Source organism: Spirosoma panaciterrae DSM 21099, from assembly GCF_000374025.1.
Lineage (GTDB): Bacteria > Bacteroidota > Bacteroidia > Cytophagales > Spirosomataceae > Spirosoma > Spirosoma panaciterrae.
Window position 1 is genome coordinate 233,944 of record NZ_KB893173.1, and the last position, 16,774, is coordinate 250,717.

Here is a 16,774-nt window from a genome sequence, read left to right on the forward strand (position 1 = left end):
GGGTAGTCTGTTGGCCGTCGGGCCGTTTTAATCTACAAACTCAAATGGCTTAATGGACAGCTAGTCCGTTTTACAGATATGAATCTGCTTAAACATATCCCCAATGCCATGACCTGCGGCAATTTGCTCTGTGGGTGTATTGGATTGGTCATGACCCTGCGTGGCTACCTCGATACGGCAGCCTGGTTAATTGGCATCGCTGCCATCCTTGACTTTGGCGACGGGTTTGTGGCCCGACTGGTTAAGGTTTCCGGGCCGTTTGGCAAGGAGCTGGATTCTCTGGCCGACATGGTTACGTTTGGCGCGCTTCCGGCTACCATAGTTTTTCAGCTCTGCTGGTACCAGAATCTGGGTAGTATTTCGTACGGGGCTTTTCTGATCGCTGTATTATCGGCGCTGCGGTTAGCCAAATTCAATATCGATACCCGGCAAAGTGACCAGTTTATCGGTGTGCCTACCCCGGCCAACACCATGCTGATTGCGGCATTCCCGCTTATGCACACGTACCAGCCTCAGTACGATGCATTCTGGCAAAATGATTTTGCTCTGGGCATGATTATCGCTTTTTCGTTCCTGATGGTTTCTGAAATTCCGCTCTTTGCCCTGAAATTTAAATCGTTTGGCTGGGCCGAAAACCGAATAAAATATAGTTTTCTGATTGCTTCCGCATTACTACTGTTATTTTTGCAGTTTGCAGCAATTCCCCTAATTATTCTGCTTTATATCGTTGTTTCACTAATCTCTAAATGATCGAATGATTGAATAACTGAATGATTGACTCTGGTACACAGCCACTTTACTCATTCAAGAATTCAATGATTCAATCATTCACTCATTAAAATGAAGTACATCGCCGAAATCAACATCATGACCCGTTCGGAAATTCTGGACCCTCAGGGCAAAGCCGTTAAACTGGGTTTACATAACCTCCAGATGGACACCATCGATAATGTTCGCATCGGAAAACACATCCGGCTTGAAGTAGATGCTGACACCGAAGACCAGGCCCGTTCAACCGTTGATTCGGCTTGCCGCCAGCTACTGGCCAACCTGATTATGGAAGAATATTCGTTTGAGCTGCAACCCGCTTAATTGTAGATACGCTTTAGCATACAGGCACAGCCCACCCAAAGAACGTCGGCCAATAATTAACTGGTTATTAGGCGTCCTTCCAGGTGTTAGCTGTGCCTTTGCATTTGTAACAAACACGATTCTGACTTATTCCTTTGTACCTTTGCCGACTATTTGATTATAACGAATGAATACCACTTACGCTAGTATTAAAGGGTTAGGATTCTACGTTCCTGAAACCATTGTAACGAACCAGGATTTAACCCAATATATGGACACCTCGGATGCCTGGATTCAGGAACGGACGGGGATTAAGCAACGGCGTTACTTCACCTATGGTAAAGATACCAACGCCAGTATGGCTACGGCCGCATCACGCATGGCTCTCGACCGCGCCCAGGTCGAGGCTAACGAGGTTGACCTGATCGTTTACGCAACCATCACCCCCGACTATTATTTTCCTGGTTCAGCCTTTCTCATGCAGCGTGAACTAGGCCTGGAAGGTATTGGGGTGATCGATATCCGCAATCAATGTTCGGGATTTGTTTATGCCCTTTCCATTGCCGATCAGTTCATCAGAACCGGCATGTATAAAACCATTCTGGTAGTAGGCTCAGAAATTCAGTCTACGTTTTTGAACAAAAGCAATGAAGGACGGGGGGTAGCAGTCATCTTTGGTGATGGAGCCGGGGCGGCTGTTGTACAGGCCACTACCGATCCAGACCATCGTATCTTATCGACTCACCTGCATGCCGATGGGCGGTATGCTGAAGAATTATATGTTCGGGACCCTGGCAGTAGCCGTGAAGGACGCTGGCTAACTGAAGAAACACTGGCAGGAGGCAACTACAACGTGACCATGAACGGGAATGCCGTATTCAAACACGCCGTTGTGCGGTTCATGGAAGTTATTCATGAGAGTCTGGAAACCAACGGCTATACCCCTGAAGATTTGGCCTTATTGGTTCCTCACCAGGCCAATATTCGAATTTCCGAATATGTTCGTCAGCAGATGAACCTGCCCGAAGAAAAAGTCTATAATAATATTCAAGAGTACGGAAATACCACAGCGGCTTCTATACCGATTGCCCTGACCGAAGCTTTTGAAGAAGGCCGTATTAAACCCGGCGACCTGGTTTGCCTGGCCGCTTTTGGCAGCGGCTTCACCTGGGCTTCTGCATTAATTAAATGGTGAATGAGTGAGTGAATGGCTGACGCGTTCTAATGGCTCTTTCACTCATTCGCTCTTTCACAATTAATAGTTTCCAACCGATAGCATGACGAGGGTACAGGCGTCAACGGTTTCGATGCCTTCTGCCTGAAGTTGCTTTTCAAATTCGGGATTTTCGGCACCAGGATTAAAGATAACGCGTTTGGGCTTCAGTCGTTTAATATATTCGTACAGCTTAGGTTGATTCTGAGGCCCTACATACATCGTTACGGTATCGATTCCCTGCAAATCAGGCTCGCCGGTGCGAATGGGGTGGCCTTCGATGTCGCCCTCATGTAAACCCAGTAATTCAATGTCATGTCCATGTCGAAGCAACCGATAAGCCGCCAGATTAGCATAACGCCCCTCTTTTGCCGTTGCGCCAACGATGAGTGTTTTTTTTCCCTGAGCATCTATTGTCATAACCGTACGCATGCATTATTTGCATGTCTGTATCTTTAACCAATCTGGTGAAGAACCAGTTTCGACGTCATTTGCACCCACGGAATCTATTGAATTGATCAACTCCGCTACATATGGTATAAATTTGTTCATTATCAATAGCTTACCCTATTAAGTGAGCATTTTAAAAGAATCTTGGTAGTAAAATCATTATGTTACAACTATTTTGCCCTATAGTTGTTAAGCACTCATCAGAAAGCTCTTATCCGGCTGAAATTCACGGCTAATCACAAAAATCATCGGTCATGGATGCCAAAGAAAAACAGAATTTTTGGAATGAAAAGTGGACACCGATCGTGTTTGAAGGCATTGAGAATCCCCCTCATTACGAAGTTTCCAACTATGGACGACTGCGAAGCTTCCAATCTACTCCCACCAATCGTTCAGCAAGTCCCTCGGGAACTACACCGGGCAAACCAATAAAAGGCTCTGTTATTCAGGGCTACCGATCCCTCAATATTCGATCAGGAGGGAAAACCATAAATCGGTATATCCATAAGCTGGTTGCCGAGCATTTCGTTTCTCGTAATCATCCTGATCAAACGTTTGTCATCCATCTTGATCACGACAAGCTTAACAATCACTTTCAGAATCTGCGATGGGTAACTAAGGCCGACATGATTGAACACAATCGAAACAATCCCAGCCTTAAAAATCGGCAACTGCCTCGTCAGACCCGTAATTATAAACTAACCGAAAGTAAGGTCAAGATCATCAAGAAACTTCTACTAAACGACAAAAACCGGTTAAAGATGATTGCCAAACAGTTTGGTATCACGCACACCCAACTGAACCGGATTCGGTCGGGCGAAAACTGGAAACATGTTACGATTGAGTAATCATTTTGGCGAGAAACCTAGTTACACCCGACGAAGAAATCTCCATACGAATGAATCTATACTACTGGTCGTTCTAATTAGGATGGGGTTTCACTGGCAAAGATTTCATACACCGGGCCCGGTTCTATGAGGTCTTTGTCAGGACTTTTTTAATAATTCACATTTGCGCCAACACCAAGTCCTGGTGCGCCTGCCAGAGGCATCGAGACAAAAAAGGAAGTCCCTACTCCTTCATCCGTTTCGAACCAGATCGACCCCCCGGCATGTTCAACACCGCGCTTGGCAATCCAAAGTCCAAGGCCCGACCCACCACCTTTTGTACTAAAATTGGGCAAAAAGACTTTGTTCCGAATTGCTTCAGGTATGCCTACCCCGTTATCGTGCACTTCGATCAGCACCGAATCGCTACTCGTTGACAGCTTCAGATCGATCACTGGTTTTCGGTCGGGTGGAACGGACTGAATAGCATTGATAAGCAGGTTAGTCATGATTCGCCCCATAAACTGCCGATCTCCAACCACCAGGATTGGCCCTTCGACGCTTTCTCTCCGAAGCATAATCCGTTTGTCATCAGCATACAGATCGGCCGTTTTATTAAATACCCCTGTCACCTCAAACTCTTCCTTTTTGGGCATCGGCATCTTGGCAAACTCTGTGAATGAGTTGGCAATATCACTGATATTATCAATCTGATCCAACAGCGAGTCGAACGTTCGGAGTATCACCTTGCGCGAAGGATCTCCATTGAGCCCTGCCGCATCCTTCCCGTTGTTTGGGAATGTCCGTTGCAGATGCTGTAAGGTTAACTTCATGGGTGTCAATGGGTTCTTGATCTCATGCGCAATCTGTTTGGCCATTTCCCGCCAGGCCGATTGTTTCTCTGTCTGGGCGAGCGCCTGTTTACTTTCTTCCAGTTTCAACAGCATTCGGTTATACTCCCGAATCAGCAGGCCAATCTCATCATCCGACTGCCAGGGCAGCGGATCGTTCGGGCGCTCCAGGTTGGTTTTCCTGATTTTTTGCGTCAGTAAGCGAAGCGGCTTTGTTAGCATATGCGACGCGAAATAGGATAAGATCAGAAAGAAAAGAAACAGAGCCGTGAAAATGCTCAGCGATGTGGCAATAACCTCAATGATTTTCCGGTCAAGTTCGGGTTGGGCGTAGAAATAGGGAATGCTCAACACACCCAGCAAGTGCCCATCATACGATTTTATACAGGCGTAGGCCGTCCGGTAATTCAGCGTTCCCAACGATTCATCGAGCAGAACCTGGTTTTCCTTATCCTCAATAATGTGATTATAGGCGTCGGGATTGATTCGTTTGGAGAGATAGCCTCGTTCGTAGATAATCGGTCGTGTCGAGGTATACAGCTTCCCCTGAGCGTCAAATAGATTGATATCGATGTTGGCATCACGGGCAATTTTCCCTAGCTCTTCTTCCATCGACGCCTTACTCCGCTTTTGCGCATACAGATGCTCGTCAAGATAGATCAGAAAATTCGATGCAATATTTCGGGTATTTACAATATAGGTATCCTTCTGATTGTCAACATAATTAGAACTAATGACACCCAGAATGATCAGGATAACGAAGATCAGCGGAAGAAAAAAGGCCAGGTTCAGCAGGATCTGAATCCGGGTCGAATAATTGATATTGAATTTGGAGAACCGATAATTGATAGCATAGCAGGCAATGACCAGAATGACCGTCAGCACCAGCAGCAGATACAGAAATGAGAAGTTGGAAAAGATATTCCGAAACGGATACTCTGGCGACGATACCACAACCACACGCCCATTCTGGCCTCTTTGGGCAATGTGCTGGTAATGATTACTTGAGATTCCGGTTGTAAATAATGCGGGATTATTCAGCAGAGACAGTTCAAGCTGCCGATCATAGTTATAATTTCCGGGAGAGCTATACCAAAGCTTGTACTGGACTGGTCCGGTAGCAGCCTTCCCCGGATCGGGGCCCGTGAAAAAGGCATAACTGTACTCCTGCGTATCCTGATTTTGAGTAAATTTTGTATCGACCAGCAACCCAGGATACACTCCCTTGGGTCGTTCTTTCCGAAGTCGCAGATCAAGAACCACATACCCCAGGGTATCGGATGCCGATGGCCCCGCAGAACCCGCTGCTACCGGCCGCTGAATCGGCACAAAGCATACATATTGCTTAACAAACTGATTGTCTGCTTCACTGACAAAGTATATACCTGCATACTCTGTTTTATAGGATTCCTGACGATACCGGCTTGTGAGCGACGATAACGATACCGGATCAGGACTAATATCGAGTGGACGACCATTGGCCCGAAACGAAAACACTTCGATATCGTACTTGTCGAAATATTTATCCAGGTGTAAGCTTTTCACGCGTTGCTGAATGCGTTCACGAACCAGCAGCGTATCGGTCCGTAAAGCACGACCAATTTCTGCATCTTTCTGGATCGACTCCTGTGCTTTACTCATCAGGAATTCGCCAAATACGTCGTTTTCGGCCAGAAGTTGCGCAGCAAATTCCTGTTCGTGACTTAGTTGCTTCCGGATTTCCTGATTGTAGACGACGTAAGAGGTCATCACCGCACAAATGAAAGCTGCCAGAAACAGATAAATGGAGGTCTTATAACGAAATGTGTAGAGCGTTTTAGGTAACTGGCTTAGATACACAACCAGAAAATAAATCCCATTTAGCAGAAATACAGGTTCCAGAGCCCCCCCCATCAACAACCAGATGCCCGCACTTAACACCGAGCCAGCCATGATCAGAGCCAGCCCGATTCCGACGTGATTGATTCGGTTGAAGCGCAGAAAAAGGCTGGCCAGTAAATGGGTAATCAGGAAATAAATACAGGATATGACAATAAAGACAACCAGACACGCAATTTTCAGAAATGAAAAATGGATGTTGAGGGTAATATCAAGTGTAAACTGCGACTTTTCGTAAATATTCGTTAATTCAATGTAGCAAAGCGTAAAGGTTACATAACTGAGCACAACACACGCTACCGACACCACAAGTTTCAGCCAGTGGGGCTGATTCAGAAGCCATACGTAGAGCTGCGAGCGGAAATAATACCTTACCCAGTAAAAAGCCAGAATAGCAATGACCAGTGCATTCAGCAGCAAGTCGCCCAACGACGGAACGAGTATAGAGGATGCGTAGTATTTAGGATTGAACAGATCCGACTCAATGAATAGAAACGGAACCCCAAAGAAAAGCATAACGGCCCGCAGTAGCAGCAGATACGTTGCCAATGCCACAAACCCCCATTCATACCGCCGTTTCTTCCGCAGCCGAACCATCAATTGCAGCACATAGAGGCCCAGGAAAATCACCCCCAGTGTAGCCAGAATAACCGTATTGACCGGCGTTGAATGATTTCGATAAGCATCAACTTTGGGCGGTACAACCGAAAATAAAAAGGCCGATGTGTTATCGTAGATAGCCTCGTAGGTATTTAGCCGTTTGTCGGTAACAGACTGTGGGTCAAGCGAAAATATATCTGGATTATACCCTGACTGTAAATAGGCATTGTTGCTGTGATAATACCGATGAATATTGACCAGTGAGTATACATCCAGCACATTGCCTCCAGCCGGTATACGCCGATGGCTGACAATAAAACGCCCCTGTTCAAAGTCTATTAATTTTGGTATGGTCGTTACGACCGACAACTGATTGAATTCGGGCACGAAGCGATAATCTGACCAATACTCTAACCGGCCGTCGCGAAAAACAAAGAAAGGATAATGGGAAGGTAACCTAAAATAGTCAGTGAATTTGGGTTTTGGACTCCGTACCAGCAACGCCGACACACTATCCAGCTCGGATGTACTCACCTGCATCTCCTCCTTCACCCGTTGTTGCACTGCACTCAGGTATTGCTCATCAGTAGCACCTGGCTCGTTTTGCTCCAGCAAAAGGAAATACAGAATCGAACAGCCGATGGTTACTGCAGCCAGGAGCAGGAAAATATGTTTCTCTATACGCTTCACCAGGTGGGCAATCTTGTCTTCCTCAAAACCATCCCTAAAATCATGCCAAGATTTCAGACCAGAACCAATAGTCGATAGGGCTAGTAATCATTTCGTTCAATAGCCTACTGATTACTAACCCTATCGACTATTGGTTAGCTGAGCCTTTTTCTACGGTGTAGCCCCCTGTTTCATACCCGATTTCGGCACCAAATACGTACAGCAAATGCTTCCGATCAATAATGACCTGTACACCTTCTACGTTATACACTTCGTCGGAGGGACCAGGCAGGTCAAAGCCCAATAGCCATGACGACCCGCATCCTCCTCCCCGGATGCCTATGCGTAATCCGTACTCGCCGGGAATTTTATTTGCCTGAAGCGTGTCCAGTATCTGTTGACGAGCCTCAGGTCGAACGCGAATGGGATTATCTATTGTAAGCATACATTCTGGAGGTTGTCGTTTTTGAGGGCCAAGGCCCCGGAGCAGTTTCTCAAAAACGTAAAACCCATTAACTGTTAAACCCTTTTATCAAAATTACCATTTTTACGGGACAACGTTCCTTCTTTTTATGGATCTAGTAAGCGATTTTCTGAAACTGATTGTGCCTGCAGGATTAGTACTTTATGGAATGTACCTGACGGTCAAATTATTACTCGAACGTGAAGCCGATAGGCATCGTTATGACGTACAGGCACGCTATACAGAGACGGTAGTACCGATCCGTTTACAGGCTTATGAACGCATGGTCCTGTTTCTGGAACGTATCAGCCCCAATAATTTATTGTTACGACTGGGCAATAGTTCAACGACCGTAATCGAATTCCAGCAGCGACTTCTTCAGGAGATCAGGGATGAGTACAACCACAACCTATCGCAACAGGTGTACATGAGCCAGAAGGTTTGGGATCAGATACAGGCGGCTATGAACGAAGTGGTTACCCTGATCAACCAGGCATCGGGCGATACACGACCTGATGCACCAGCCCTTGAACTTTCGAAACGCATTTTTGAACGGATTATCCAAAAAGATCGCCAACCCACTGCCGATGCGCTTCGGGCGGTAAAAGAAGAAATTCAGGCAATGTTTATGTAATGAGGTTGGGCATTGAGGGGAGAGCCTGGGATGATGTCGCATTAGGCAACTCTGTCCCTTTCTCCAATGCCTCGTACCTCAAAACACAGCTGTCGATATCATCATGGCTTTTTGTAGAGCCGCCTGATTGATAGACAAGCCAATCCCCTCTTCCTGAAGCGTTTGAATAATTTCTTCGGTTGGCAGGTTCCCGGTTAACGCATCAGCAGCCATTGGGCATCCGCCAAAGCCGCGCAGCGCCCCATCGATACGGTTAATTCCTGCCCGAACTGCTGCCCGTACCTTCACCGATGCCTCCCCTGGGCGGGCGTGCAGGTGAGCCCCAAACTCAACCGACGGAAAGGATTGACGTAACGCATAAAAAAGTGACTCAATCGCTTCGGGCGTCGAAGAACCGATCGTGTCAGACGGTGCAATTATGCCAATTCCCAGTTGCAGAAGTTGTTCGGTAAACGCACTTACCAGGGAAGGGCTGTACGGGTCACCATATGGATTGCCAAATCCCATTGACAAATAAACGACCAACTGCTTTCCTGTATCTACACATAGATGCTGTATGTCGGCCACTTCCGCAAACGCCTGAGCGATTGACTTGTTGGTGTTGCGCTGCTGAAATGTTTCAGAAACCGATAAGGGGAATCCGATGTATTGAATTTGCGCATAAGCAGCCGCCTGCCCGGCTCCACGCCGATTGGCCACAATAGCCAGCAGTTTTGTTTGAGTAGATAAAAGATCGAGCCCCGCTAAAACCTCGGCGGTATCCTGCATTTGAGGAATCGCCTTGGGCGACACGAAACTTCCAAAATCCAGTGTATCAAAACCAACCTGTAAGAGGGTATTCAGATACTGAATTTTTAAGTCCGTCGGGACAAAATGGTCCAGCCCCTGCATTGCATCACGAGGGCACTCGATTAGTTTCATCGACGTACAGTTTGGCGCGTCAGAAAGGCAAACATGAGCATCACAAGCCCGCAGATCGCCAGTCCACCGGCCTCCCGAGCCATTTCAATATTCAGACTACGCATACCCACCTCGCTGAACAGAAACCCTTCAAACTTCGGAGGCCACTGATACACGGCCGATGCAAAGAACAGCAGCGCCAGTACCACAAAAAACCACCAGCGCCCCAGATTGGCATAGGCCATAAAACAGGCTACAGCCGCCACGCCATAAATTGGAATCCAGACTTCAGGATCCGGATCGTTGTACTGGAATGCCGCAAATAAAACAAACAACAGTCCGAAAATGATCGCCAGTGTTTTACGCATGGTTTGCTAAAAAATTAAGTGGAGAAAGAACGGTAACTACAGTGGATGACATAGAACCTGTTTAAGCTTTTGTCCCCGTAGCGTTTTTGTCATCCCGAGGAACGAGGGATCTTCGGATAATCTGATTAAAAAGCCCTCACTCGAAGATCCCTCATTCCTCGGGATGACAAAACATACCCACTGTAGTTCGATCAGGAAAAGTTTAGACAGGTTCATAAGTTTTGCCAGCTACGATCCTACTGACTTCCCAAACCTGATTAAAATCAATCCACTAGTTACAATATGCCTTAACAGCATTGGCCGCATCGGCATACCCCAGATTTTGAGCCTGTTTTAGGCTCAGGCAGGCCGATTCACGGTCGTTTTGCAAAACCTGTGCAACTCCCAGGCCATAAAATGCTTTCCCAAATTTAGGATCCGCCTTAACGGCCTGCTGAAAATCGGCAATAGCTCCCGGCAAATCCTTTTGCTGAAAGCGAAGGTTTCCCCGATTATACAAAGCCAGAGCATTTTGTGAATCTAACGCTATAGCCTGCGAAAAATCCGTTATAGCTGGTTGAACCTGTCCTTGGGTCGCAAACAACTGACCTCGGTTCAGAAAGAGTTCAGCACTAATCTGCTTGCTGGTATCGGGGGCCAGCCGAATCGCATCCGAATAATCTTTCAGCGCACCCGTCAGGTCGTTTTGAGCCACCTTAAGCAACCCACGGTTATAATACGGCCGATAGAAATTGGGCTGAAGTTTAATGGCCTGGTCGTAATCCAGAGTAGCATTCGCATACTCTTTTAACTCAAAATAAGCCACTCCTCTCGAATTGAATGCTTCTGCATTTCCGGCATCGGCATCGATTGCCTGATTCAGAGCCTGAATCGCTTCCCGAAATTTCCCCTCTTTCAAATACGCCCTTCCCTGTTCTACGTAATTGTCTGACGAGGAGCAGGCAACGCATGTCAATAAACAAATGTATACGAATCGCTTCATTCCGTGATGAGCGATTGAGCGATTGCGTGATTGAGTGATTAGCTGGCTAAAGCCGAATTCACTCAATCACGCAATCGCTCAATCGCAATTGATTTTTTGCAAAGGTATGCGTGAAAATTTGTCGTTAACGAATAGTTGTATAACTTTGCATCGGCAAATCGGTGCTACCAGCTCCTGCTGAATCCCCCAGGTCTTGACCGAAGCAAGGGTAGGTGGTTGTAGCGGTGAGACATTGGTTTGCCATTTTTTATTTCCGCCAATTGCGGTTATGTCGTTTAGGGGTCATGCATTTAGCACTATAGGGCCGCTAAATACCTAACACCCAACATGCATCTACTGAACCAGCTTACTACCTCGTTTCAGCAACTCTTTCAGGCCGACCCGCTGCTAATCTGCTCCCCAGGCCGTGTCAACCTTATTGGTGAACATACTGACTACAACGAAGGGTTTGTACTTCCGGCGGCTATCGACAAAGCCATCTACCTGGCTGTTGGCCCTCGGACTGACCACGAACTACACGTTGTAGCGCATGACCTGAACAAAACCTTTCAGGGGTCGCTAGCCCATCTGGAACCGACTCACACCTGGGCCGACTATATTCTCGGGGTTGTGGCACAGATGCGGCTGGCCGGTTACGACTTTCCCGGATTCAACTGTATTTTCAGTGGAACGATTCCGATGGGTGCTGGTCTTTCGTCGTCGGCAGCCCTGGAAAATGGCGTAGGCTTCGCCCTGAACGAACTGTTTGGCTTAGGCCTTGACCGCATTGATTTACTAAAATTGTCGCAACGGGCAGAGAATGAATTTGTGGGAGCGAAAGTAGGGATTATGGATATGTTTGCCAGTATGATGGGCAAGGCTGACAATGTTATCAAACTCGATTGCCGATCTCTCGAATATACTTACGCCCCCCTGCAAATGGATGGCATCAGCATCGTCCTGTGCGATTCGCAGGTCAAACATTCGCTGGTAACATCTGAATACAATACACGCCGGGCCGAATGCGAAGCGGGCGTCCGTTTCCTTCAGACCTTCTACCCTGAAATCAAAAGCCTCCGCGATGTAACGATGGAAATGCTCGACCAGCACCTCCGCGATACAGAACCATTGATCTACCGCCGTTGTGCGTATGTAGTGCAGGAAAACGCTCGGTTGCTGGCAGGCGTTGAAGCCCTGGAAGCTAACGATATTGCCGCCTTTGGCCAACTGATGTATGGTTCGCACGAGGGATTGAGCAAGAATTATGAAGTAAGCTGCCCCGAACTGGATATTCTGGTCGACATTGCCCGTACGCATCCGGGCGTATTTGGCGCACGGATGATGGGAGGAGGCTTTGGCGGTTGCACGATCAATCTGGTGCGCGAAGAGGCCCTTGACTCATTTACTGAATTGATTACCAAACAATACAAAGCCCAAACCGCTAAAGATACGTACCTTCACGTCTGTAAAATCCAGAATGGGACAGGTATCATTAAAAACCAATAGGTCGGCAAGTAAATAAGCCAAAACAAGACTTATACACGTACTGACCGCAGATCAATTAACAACTCTATTTTACCATGAAATTTTTCATTGACACGGCCAATCTGGCCGACATTCGCGAAGCCCAGCAAATGGGGATTCTCGACGGGGTAACAACCAACCCTTCACTCATGGCCAAAGAAGGCATCACGGGCAAAGACAATGTAATGCGCCATTACAAAGAGATCTGTGATATCGTTCAGAACGACGTAAGTGCAGAGGTTATCTCGGTTACCTACGAAGAAATGATCAAAGAAGGCGAAGAGTTGGCTGAGATCGATGAGAACATCGTAGTAAAAGTGCCGATGAGTGCCGACAGCATCAAAGCCATCAAATATTTTTCAGAAAAAGGCATTCGTACCAACTGCACGCTGGTATTCTCGGCTGGTCAGGCACTGCTGGCAGCAAAAGCAGGGGCTACTTATGTATCGCCGTTCGTAGGTCGGCTGGACGATGTTTCGACGGATGGGATTGAACTGATTCAGCAAATCGTAAACATCTACACAAACTACGGCTATACAACCGAAGTTCTGGCCGCGTCGGTACGTCACCCAATGCACGTTATCCAATGTGCAGAAATCGGAGCAGATGTCATGACGGCTCCGTTGAGCGTTATGAAAATGCTGCTGAACCACCCATTGACCGACATTGGCCTGGCTAAATTCCTAGCCGACCACGCTAAAGCTGAGAAAAAGTAATTTTTATGGTATTCGGTTTATCGTTTATAGTAGCTAATGCGTTTACGGTTGCGTTAGCTCACTATAAACGGTATACTGTAAACCGAAAATCGATTTATGTTTTCCTCTGACCCCGTTCTTACCCTCGACCACGCCGATATTTATCAGGGCAAGAAGTTAATTTTAGGCGATGTATCGTTCCGAATTGACAAGGGCGATTTTGTGTACTTGATTGGCCGCACGGGAAGTGGAAAAACATCCTTACTGAAAACCTTATACGCCGATCTATGGCTGCAAAATGGGAAAGGCACAGTAGCCGGGTTCCAACTCGACTCGCTTAAACCCCGCGACATTCCCATGCTGCGCCGGAAGATTGGTATCGTTTTTCAGGATTTTCAACTGTTTTTCGACCGTTCGGTAGAGGACAACCTAAAGTTTGTTCTGAAAGCAACAGGGTGGAATAACAAAGCAGACATGAACAACCGCATTGCCGACGTGCTGATGCAGGTGGGCCTGGGAACAGCCCAGAAAAAAATGCCCCATCAGCTCTCGGGTGGCGAACAGCAACGGGTTGTTATTGCCCGCGCCATGCTCAATGAACCCCTGATTCTGATTGCCGACGAACCAACCGGAAATCTCGATCCATCGGTGTCGGACCAGATTATGAAAGTATTTCAGGCCATCAACAATGCCGGTACAGCCGTACTGATGGCTACGCATAATTACGACCTGCTCAACAAATACCCGGCTCGCGTACTGCGTTGCCAGGAAGGGCAGGTTATTGAGTTGGCAGGTTAACCGTTCGCTCATTTTTTTAGACTGACCTTTTCTCCTATGCCCGTTGGTCGTCGCCCTTTCTTACGTACTTTAGCAGCCAGCATGGGTGCATCGCTGCTCCCAGCAAGTCAGGCTATACAGGCCGGTTCGCTTACCAAACCCAAAGCGATTTCCTGTAATTCATATTCCTGGCTAACATTCTATGGCCGTCAGGGAAAAACCTGGATGGCCGATCCGGATGCCTCCTTTCAGGAGTTTACTCAATCAGGGCTGACCGCTTATGAGCCTGCGGTAAACACAGCCGATGATGTTCGGAAATTGATTCCATTGTTGGCAACGTATAAACTGACAATGCCTTCGTTGTACGTAAACAGTACACTTCATCGGCCCGATGAAGCTCAGAAATCGATTGATTCCGTCTTATCCATTGCCGAAGCCGCCCGTCAGGCGGGTACTACCCTCTTTGTTACCAATCCAAGCCCGATCCGTTGGGGGAGCGAACAGGATAAGACCGATGCGGACTTAAACGAACAGGCCAAAAATCTTGACCGATTAGGCGCAGAACTGCGCAAACGTGGCATTACTCTGGCGTATCATACCCACGCTCCGGAGCATCGACAGGCCGCCCGTGAATTCCATCACATGCTGCTGGGCACAGACCCTAAAAATGTGTCGCTCTGTCTGGATGCGCACTGGGTGTACCGGGGCTCGGGCAATTCACAGGTTGCCCTGTTCGATGTGGTTAAACTCTACGGAAAGCGCATTGCAGAAGTTCACATCCGGCAATCGCGCGGAGGAATCTGGCAGGAAACATTTGGTGACGGGGATCTTGATTATCGTCGACTGGCGACTGAGCTAACTGCGTTGAAGGTTCGTCCCCTACTGGTTCTGGAACAATGCCTGGAAAAAGACTCCCCGAACACAAAGGGCCCCGTGGAAGCCCACAAACAGGATTTAGTTTACGCAAAAGAGGTATTTTCGGGATTGATCGGATAATGAAACAAAGAGGTTGATTGACGGTTATTCATGCTGATGGCTGCTTACCAGCGATCACATAACTACCAACACAATTAAACTCACGTTAGCATTATGCAACCCAATATTGGTCTCGAAGAAGATGTTCTGAAACAGGACAACACCTTACTCAATGATTTCCTGTCAGATTTGCACGTTCTATATATCAAAACCCGAAAGTATCACTGGAATGTGGCCGGGCCAAATTTCATGGAATACCACAAATTCTTTGAAAGCCAGTACAAAGCCATCGAAGCCGAAATTGATGAAGTAGCTGAGCGGATTCGTCAGTTAGGGGGCAAGCCGCTGGCCACCATGGCCGAGTTTCTCCATAATACCAGCCTGAAAGAAGATACCGGCACCCCTAAAAGTACGGCCGATATGTTCAAAAATCTACTCTCCGATCATGAGCAAATCATTCGTGAACTTCGCGACGACGTAGATAAATGTGCCGATGAACTAAACGACGCAGGCACCGCCGATTTCCTGACCAAGTCGATGGAAGATCACGAAGCGATGGCCTGGATGCTGCGGAAATACCTTTCGTAGCTCAGTAAAGAATGAAGAGTTAATAGTGAAGGCTAGTGAGCTATAGGGATTTTCTCTATATTCATCGTTTTCACTGTTAACTCTTCTCGTTTACGTGCCTAAATCGCTTTCGCTTCGCTCTGGCCTTGGTAGTGTGTTATTCTGGTCGGTTATTTCAGCCGCATTTATCGGGCCTGGTTCGGTAACGGCCTGTGCAAAAGCAGGCTCCCAGTTTGGCTTAGATTTGCTCTGGGTATTGACATTTGCCACATTGGGGACGGTCTGGCTTCAGGAAGCAGCCGCCCGAATTACCATCGCAACCGGGAACGATTTAGGTCAGGTAATTACCCAAACATATACCGGAGCCAGGGGAAAATGGGTAGCCTGGTCATTGTTTCTGGCCATTTTTCTAGGATGCGCTGCTTATCAGGCCGGGAACATTCTTGGCGCTGTATCTGGGCTGGCTTTACTGACAGGAGCCTCTGTTCCTACGCTAACCGTTGGTGTAGGGATAATGTGTATTATCCTTCTTTGGGTAGGTTCAACTCAAAATCTGGCAAACTTCCTGGGGATTATTGTTTTTGCCATGGGGGGGGCCTTTGTTTATGTGGCATTTGGCGCTCCCGTTACACCAGCCGACCTTACCAAAGCGCTGATTGTACCTAACTTTCCTTCGGGCTCTTTATTGCTGATCAATAGTCTGATCGGTACAACCATCGTTCCCTATAATTTATTCTTTGGTTCCAGCATTGTGCCCGGTCAATCGCTAAGTGAGATGCGCCTGGGCATCTGGGTAGCCGTTGTTCTGGGTGGTATTATTTCGGTGGTATTGTTGTTGGCGGGTCTGCTGATTCCTGGTGATTTCTCATATCCGCACATGGCCCAGGTACTTACCGACCGCTTGGGCGCATGGGCTGGCTCTTTGTTTTCTTTCGGCTTATTTGCTGCCGGACTGGCTTCGTCGATCACGGCACCGCTGGCGGCTGCAGTTACGGCACAAAGTTTGCTAGGTGTTCGCAAGAACTCGCCCACCTATCGAGGTATATGGCTGGTCGTTATGCTTACTGGCCTTGGGGTGGGCTTGTCCAATGTCAATACCATCGAGGTGATTGTTGCCGTTCAGGCTATCAATGGCATTTTACTACCGTTTGTGACGATCTTTTTATTCGCGGCCGTCAATAACCGAATCTTACTGGGGGATACATACCGAAATTCGTTGCCTCAAAATCTGGCCATGGGCCTTGTTGTGCTCGTAACAGCTATTTTGGGTCTATGGAATGTCTGGCTGGCCTTCCAGTCATAACAAAAAAGGAGACTGATTAGCAGTCTCCTTTTTTGTTATGACTTCATT

The 16,774-nt window shown here is 47.5% G+C and carries 17 protein-coding genes; 11 read left to right on the forward strand and 6 right to left on the reverse strand.

What is annotated here, in order from left to right; genetic code table 11:
• Positions 1–78 precede the first annotated feature (78 nt).
• The 3 genes from pssA to B153_RS0104360 all read left to right on the forward strand — a co-directional run bounded on the left by pssA (position 79) and on the right by B153_RS0104360 (position 2,266).
• Entirely contained in the window at positions 79–750 is a 672-nt protein-coding gene (gene pssA, locus B153_RS0104350) for a CDP-diacylglycerol--serine O-phosphatidyltransferase (protein ID WP_020595451.1), read from the forward strand.
• 90 nt (positions 751–840) lie between these two features.
• Positions 841–1,092, forward strand: coding sequence for a phosphoribosylformylglycinamidine synthase subunit PurS (gene purS / locus B153_RS0104355; RefSeq protein ID WP_020595452.1), 252 nt, complete (start codon positions 841–843; stop codon positions 1,090–1,092).
• Positions 1,093–1,258: 166 nt separating this feature from the next.
• On the forward strand, positions 1,259–2,266 hold the full coding sequence (locus B153_RS0104360) for a 3-oxoacyl-ACP synthase III family protein (RefSeq protein ID WP_020595453.1): 1,008 nt from the start codon (positions 1,259–1,261) through the stop codon (positions 2,264–2,266).
• Positions 2,267–2,326: 60 nt separating this feature from the next.
• On the opposite strand, the gene B153_RS0104365 is transcribed toward B153_RS0104360, so the two are convergent.
• The gene (locus B153_RS0104365) at positions 2,327–2,704 is read right to left on the reverse strand and encodes a CoA-binding protein (RefSeq protein ID WP_040760838.1); all 378 of its coding nucleotides are present in this window, start codon (positions 2,702–2,704) and stop codon (positions 2,327–2,329) included.
• 284 nt (positions 2,705–2,988) lie between these two features.
• Between B153_RS0104365 and B153_RS0104370 the strand changes: the two genes are divergently transcribed.
• The gene (locus B153_RS0104370) at positions 2,989–3,582 is read left to right on the forward strand and encodes an HNH endonuclease (protein ID WP_020595455.1); all 594 of its coding nucleotides are present in this window, start codon (positions 2,989–2,991) and stop codon (positions 3,580–3,582) included.
• 149 nt (positions 3,583–3,731) lie between these two features.
• On the opposite strand, the gene B153_RS0104375 is transcribed toward B153_RS0104370, so the two are convergent.
• Positions 3,732–7,580, reverse strand: a complete 3,849-nt coding sequence (locus tag B153_RS0104375) for a sensor histidine kinase (RefSeq protein WP_020595456.1) — start codon at positions 7,578–7,580, stop codon at positions 3,732–3,734.
• 127 nt (positions 7,581–7,707) lie between these two features.
• Entirely contained in the window at positions 7,708–8,004 is a 297-nt protein-coding gene (locus B153_RS0104380; protein WP_020595457.1) for an iron-sulfur cluster assembly accessory protein, read from the reverse strand.
• 127 nt (positions 8,005–8,131) lie between these two features.
• On the opposite strand from B153_RS0104380, the gene B153_RS0104385 reads away from it, so the two are divergent.
• Positions 8,132–8,656 (forward strand): DUF7935 family protein, encoded by a 525-nt coding sequence (locus B153_RS0104385; RefSeq protein WP_020595458.1) that lies wholly within the window; start codon positions 8,132–8,134, stop codon positions 8,654–8,656.
• Positions 8,657–8,734: 78 nt separating this feature from the next.
• On the opposite strand, the gene B153_RS0104390 is transcribed toward B153_RS0104385, so the two are convergent.
• The 3 genes from B153_RS0104390 to B153_RS0104400 all read right to left on the reverse strand — a co-directional run bounded on the left by B153_RS0104390 (position 8,735) and on the right by B153_RS0104400 (position 10,906).
• Positions 8,735–9,577, reverse strand: coding sequence for a beta/alpha barrel domain-containing protein (locus B153_RS0104390; protein WP_026261906.1), 843 nt, complete (start codon positions 9,575–9,577; stop codon positions 8,735–8,737).
• The gene (locus B153_RS0104395; protein WP_020595460.1) at positions 9,574–9,924 is read right to left on the reverse strand and encodes a transmembrane 220 family protein; all 351 of its coding nucleotides are present in this window, start codon (positions 9,922–9,924) and stop codon (positions 9,574–9,576) included. The genes B153_RS0104390 and B153_RS0104395 overlap by 4 nt, the downstream gene beginning before the upstream one ends.
• A gap of 271 nt (positions 9,925–10,195) precedes the next feature.
• The gene (locus B153_RS0104400; RefSeq protein WP_026261907.1) at positions 10,196–10,906 is read right to left on the reverse strand and encodes a tetratricopeptide repeat protein; all 711 of its coding nucleotides are present in this window, start codon (positions 10,904–10,906) and stop codon (positions 10,196–10,198) included.
• A gap of 327 nt (positions 10,907–11,233) precedes the next feature.
• Between B153_RS0104400 and galK the strand changes: the two genes are divergently transcribed.
• The 6 genes from galK to B153_RS0104430 all read left to right on the forward strand — a co-directional run bounded on the left by galK (position 11,234) and on the right by B153_RS0104430 (position 16,726).
• A complete protein-coding gene (galK, locus tag B153_RS0104405; protein WP_020595462.1) occupies positions 11,234–12,391 on the forward strand; it encodes a galactokinase in 1,158 nt (385 codons plus the stop codon).
• Positions 12,392–12,465: 74 nt separating this feature from the next.
• Positions 12,466–13,125 carry a fructose-6-phosphate aldolase gene (gene fsa / locus B153_RS0104410; protein ID WP_020595463.1) on the forward strand — a complete coding sequence of 220 codons (660 nt, stop codon included), beginning with the start codon at positions 12,466–12,468 and terminating at the stop codon, positions 13,123–13,125.
• Positions 13,126–13,221: 96 nt separating this feature from the next.
• A complete protein-coding gene (locus tag B153_RS0104415) occupies positions 13,222–13,902 on the forward strand; it encodes a cell division ATP-binding protein FtsE (RefSeq protein WP_020595464.1) in 681 nt (226 codons plus the stop codon).
• Positions 13,903–13,938: 36 nt separating this feature from the next.
• The gene (locus B153_RS0104420) at positions 13,939–14,877 is read left to right on the forward strand and encodes a sugar phosphate isomerase/epimerase family protein (RefSeq protein ID WP_020595465.1); all 939 of its coding nucleotides are present in this window, start codon (positions 13,939–13,941) and stop codon (positions 14,875–14,877) included.
• 93 nt (positions 14,878–14,970) lie between these two features.
• Complete coding sequence (locus B153_RS0104425) at positions 14,971–15,444, forward strand: Dps family protein (protein WP_020595466.1); 474 nt, start codon at positions 14,971–14,973, stop codon at positions 15,442–15,444.
• A gap of 94 nt (positions 15,445–15,538) precedes the next feature.
• Complete coding sequence (locus B153_RS0104430) at positions 15,539–16,726, forward strand: Nramp family divalent metal transporter (RefSeq protein ID WP_040760793.1); 1,188 nt, start codon at positions 15,539–15,541, stop codon at positions 16,724–16,726.
• Positions 16,727–16,774 lie beyond the last annotated feature (48 nt).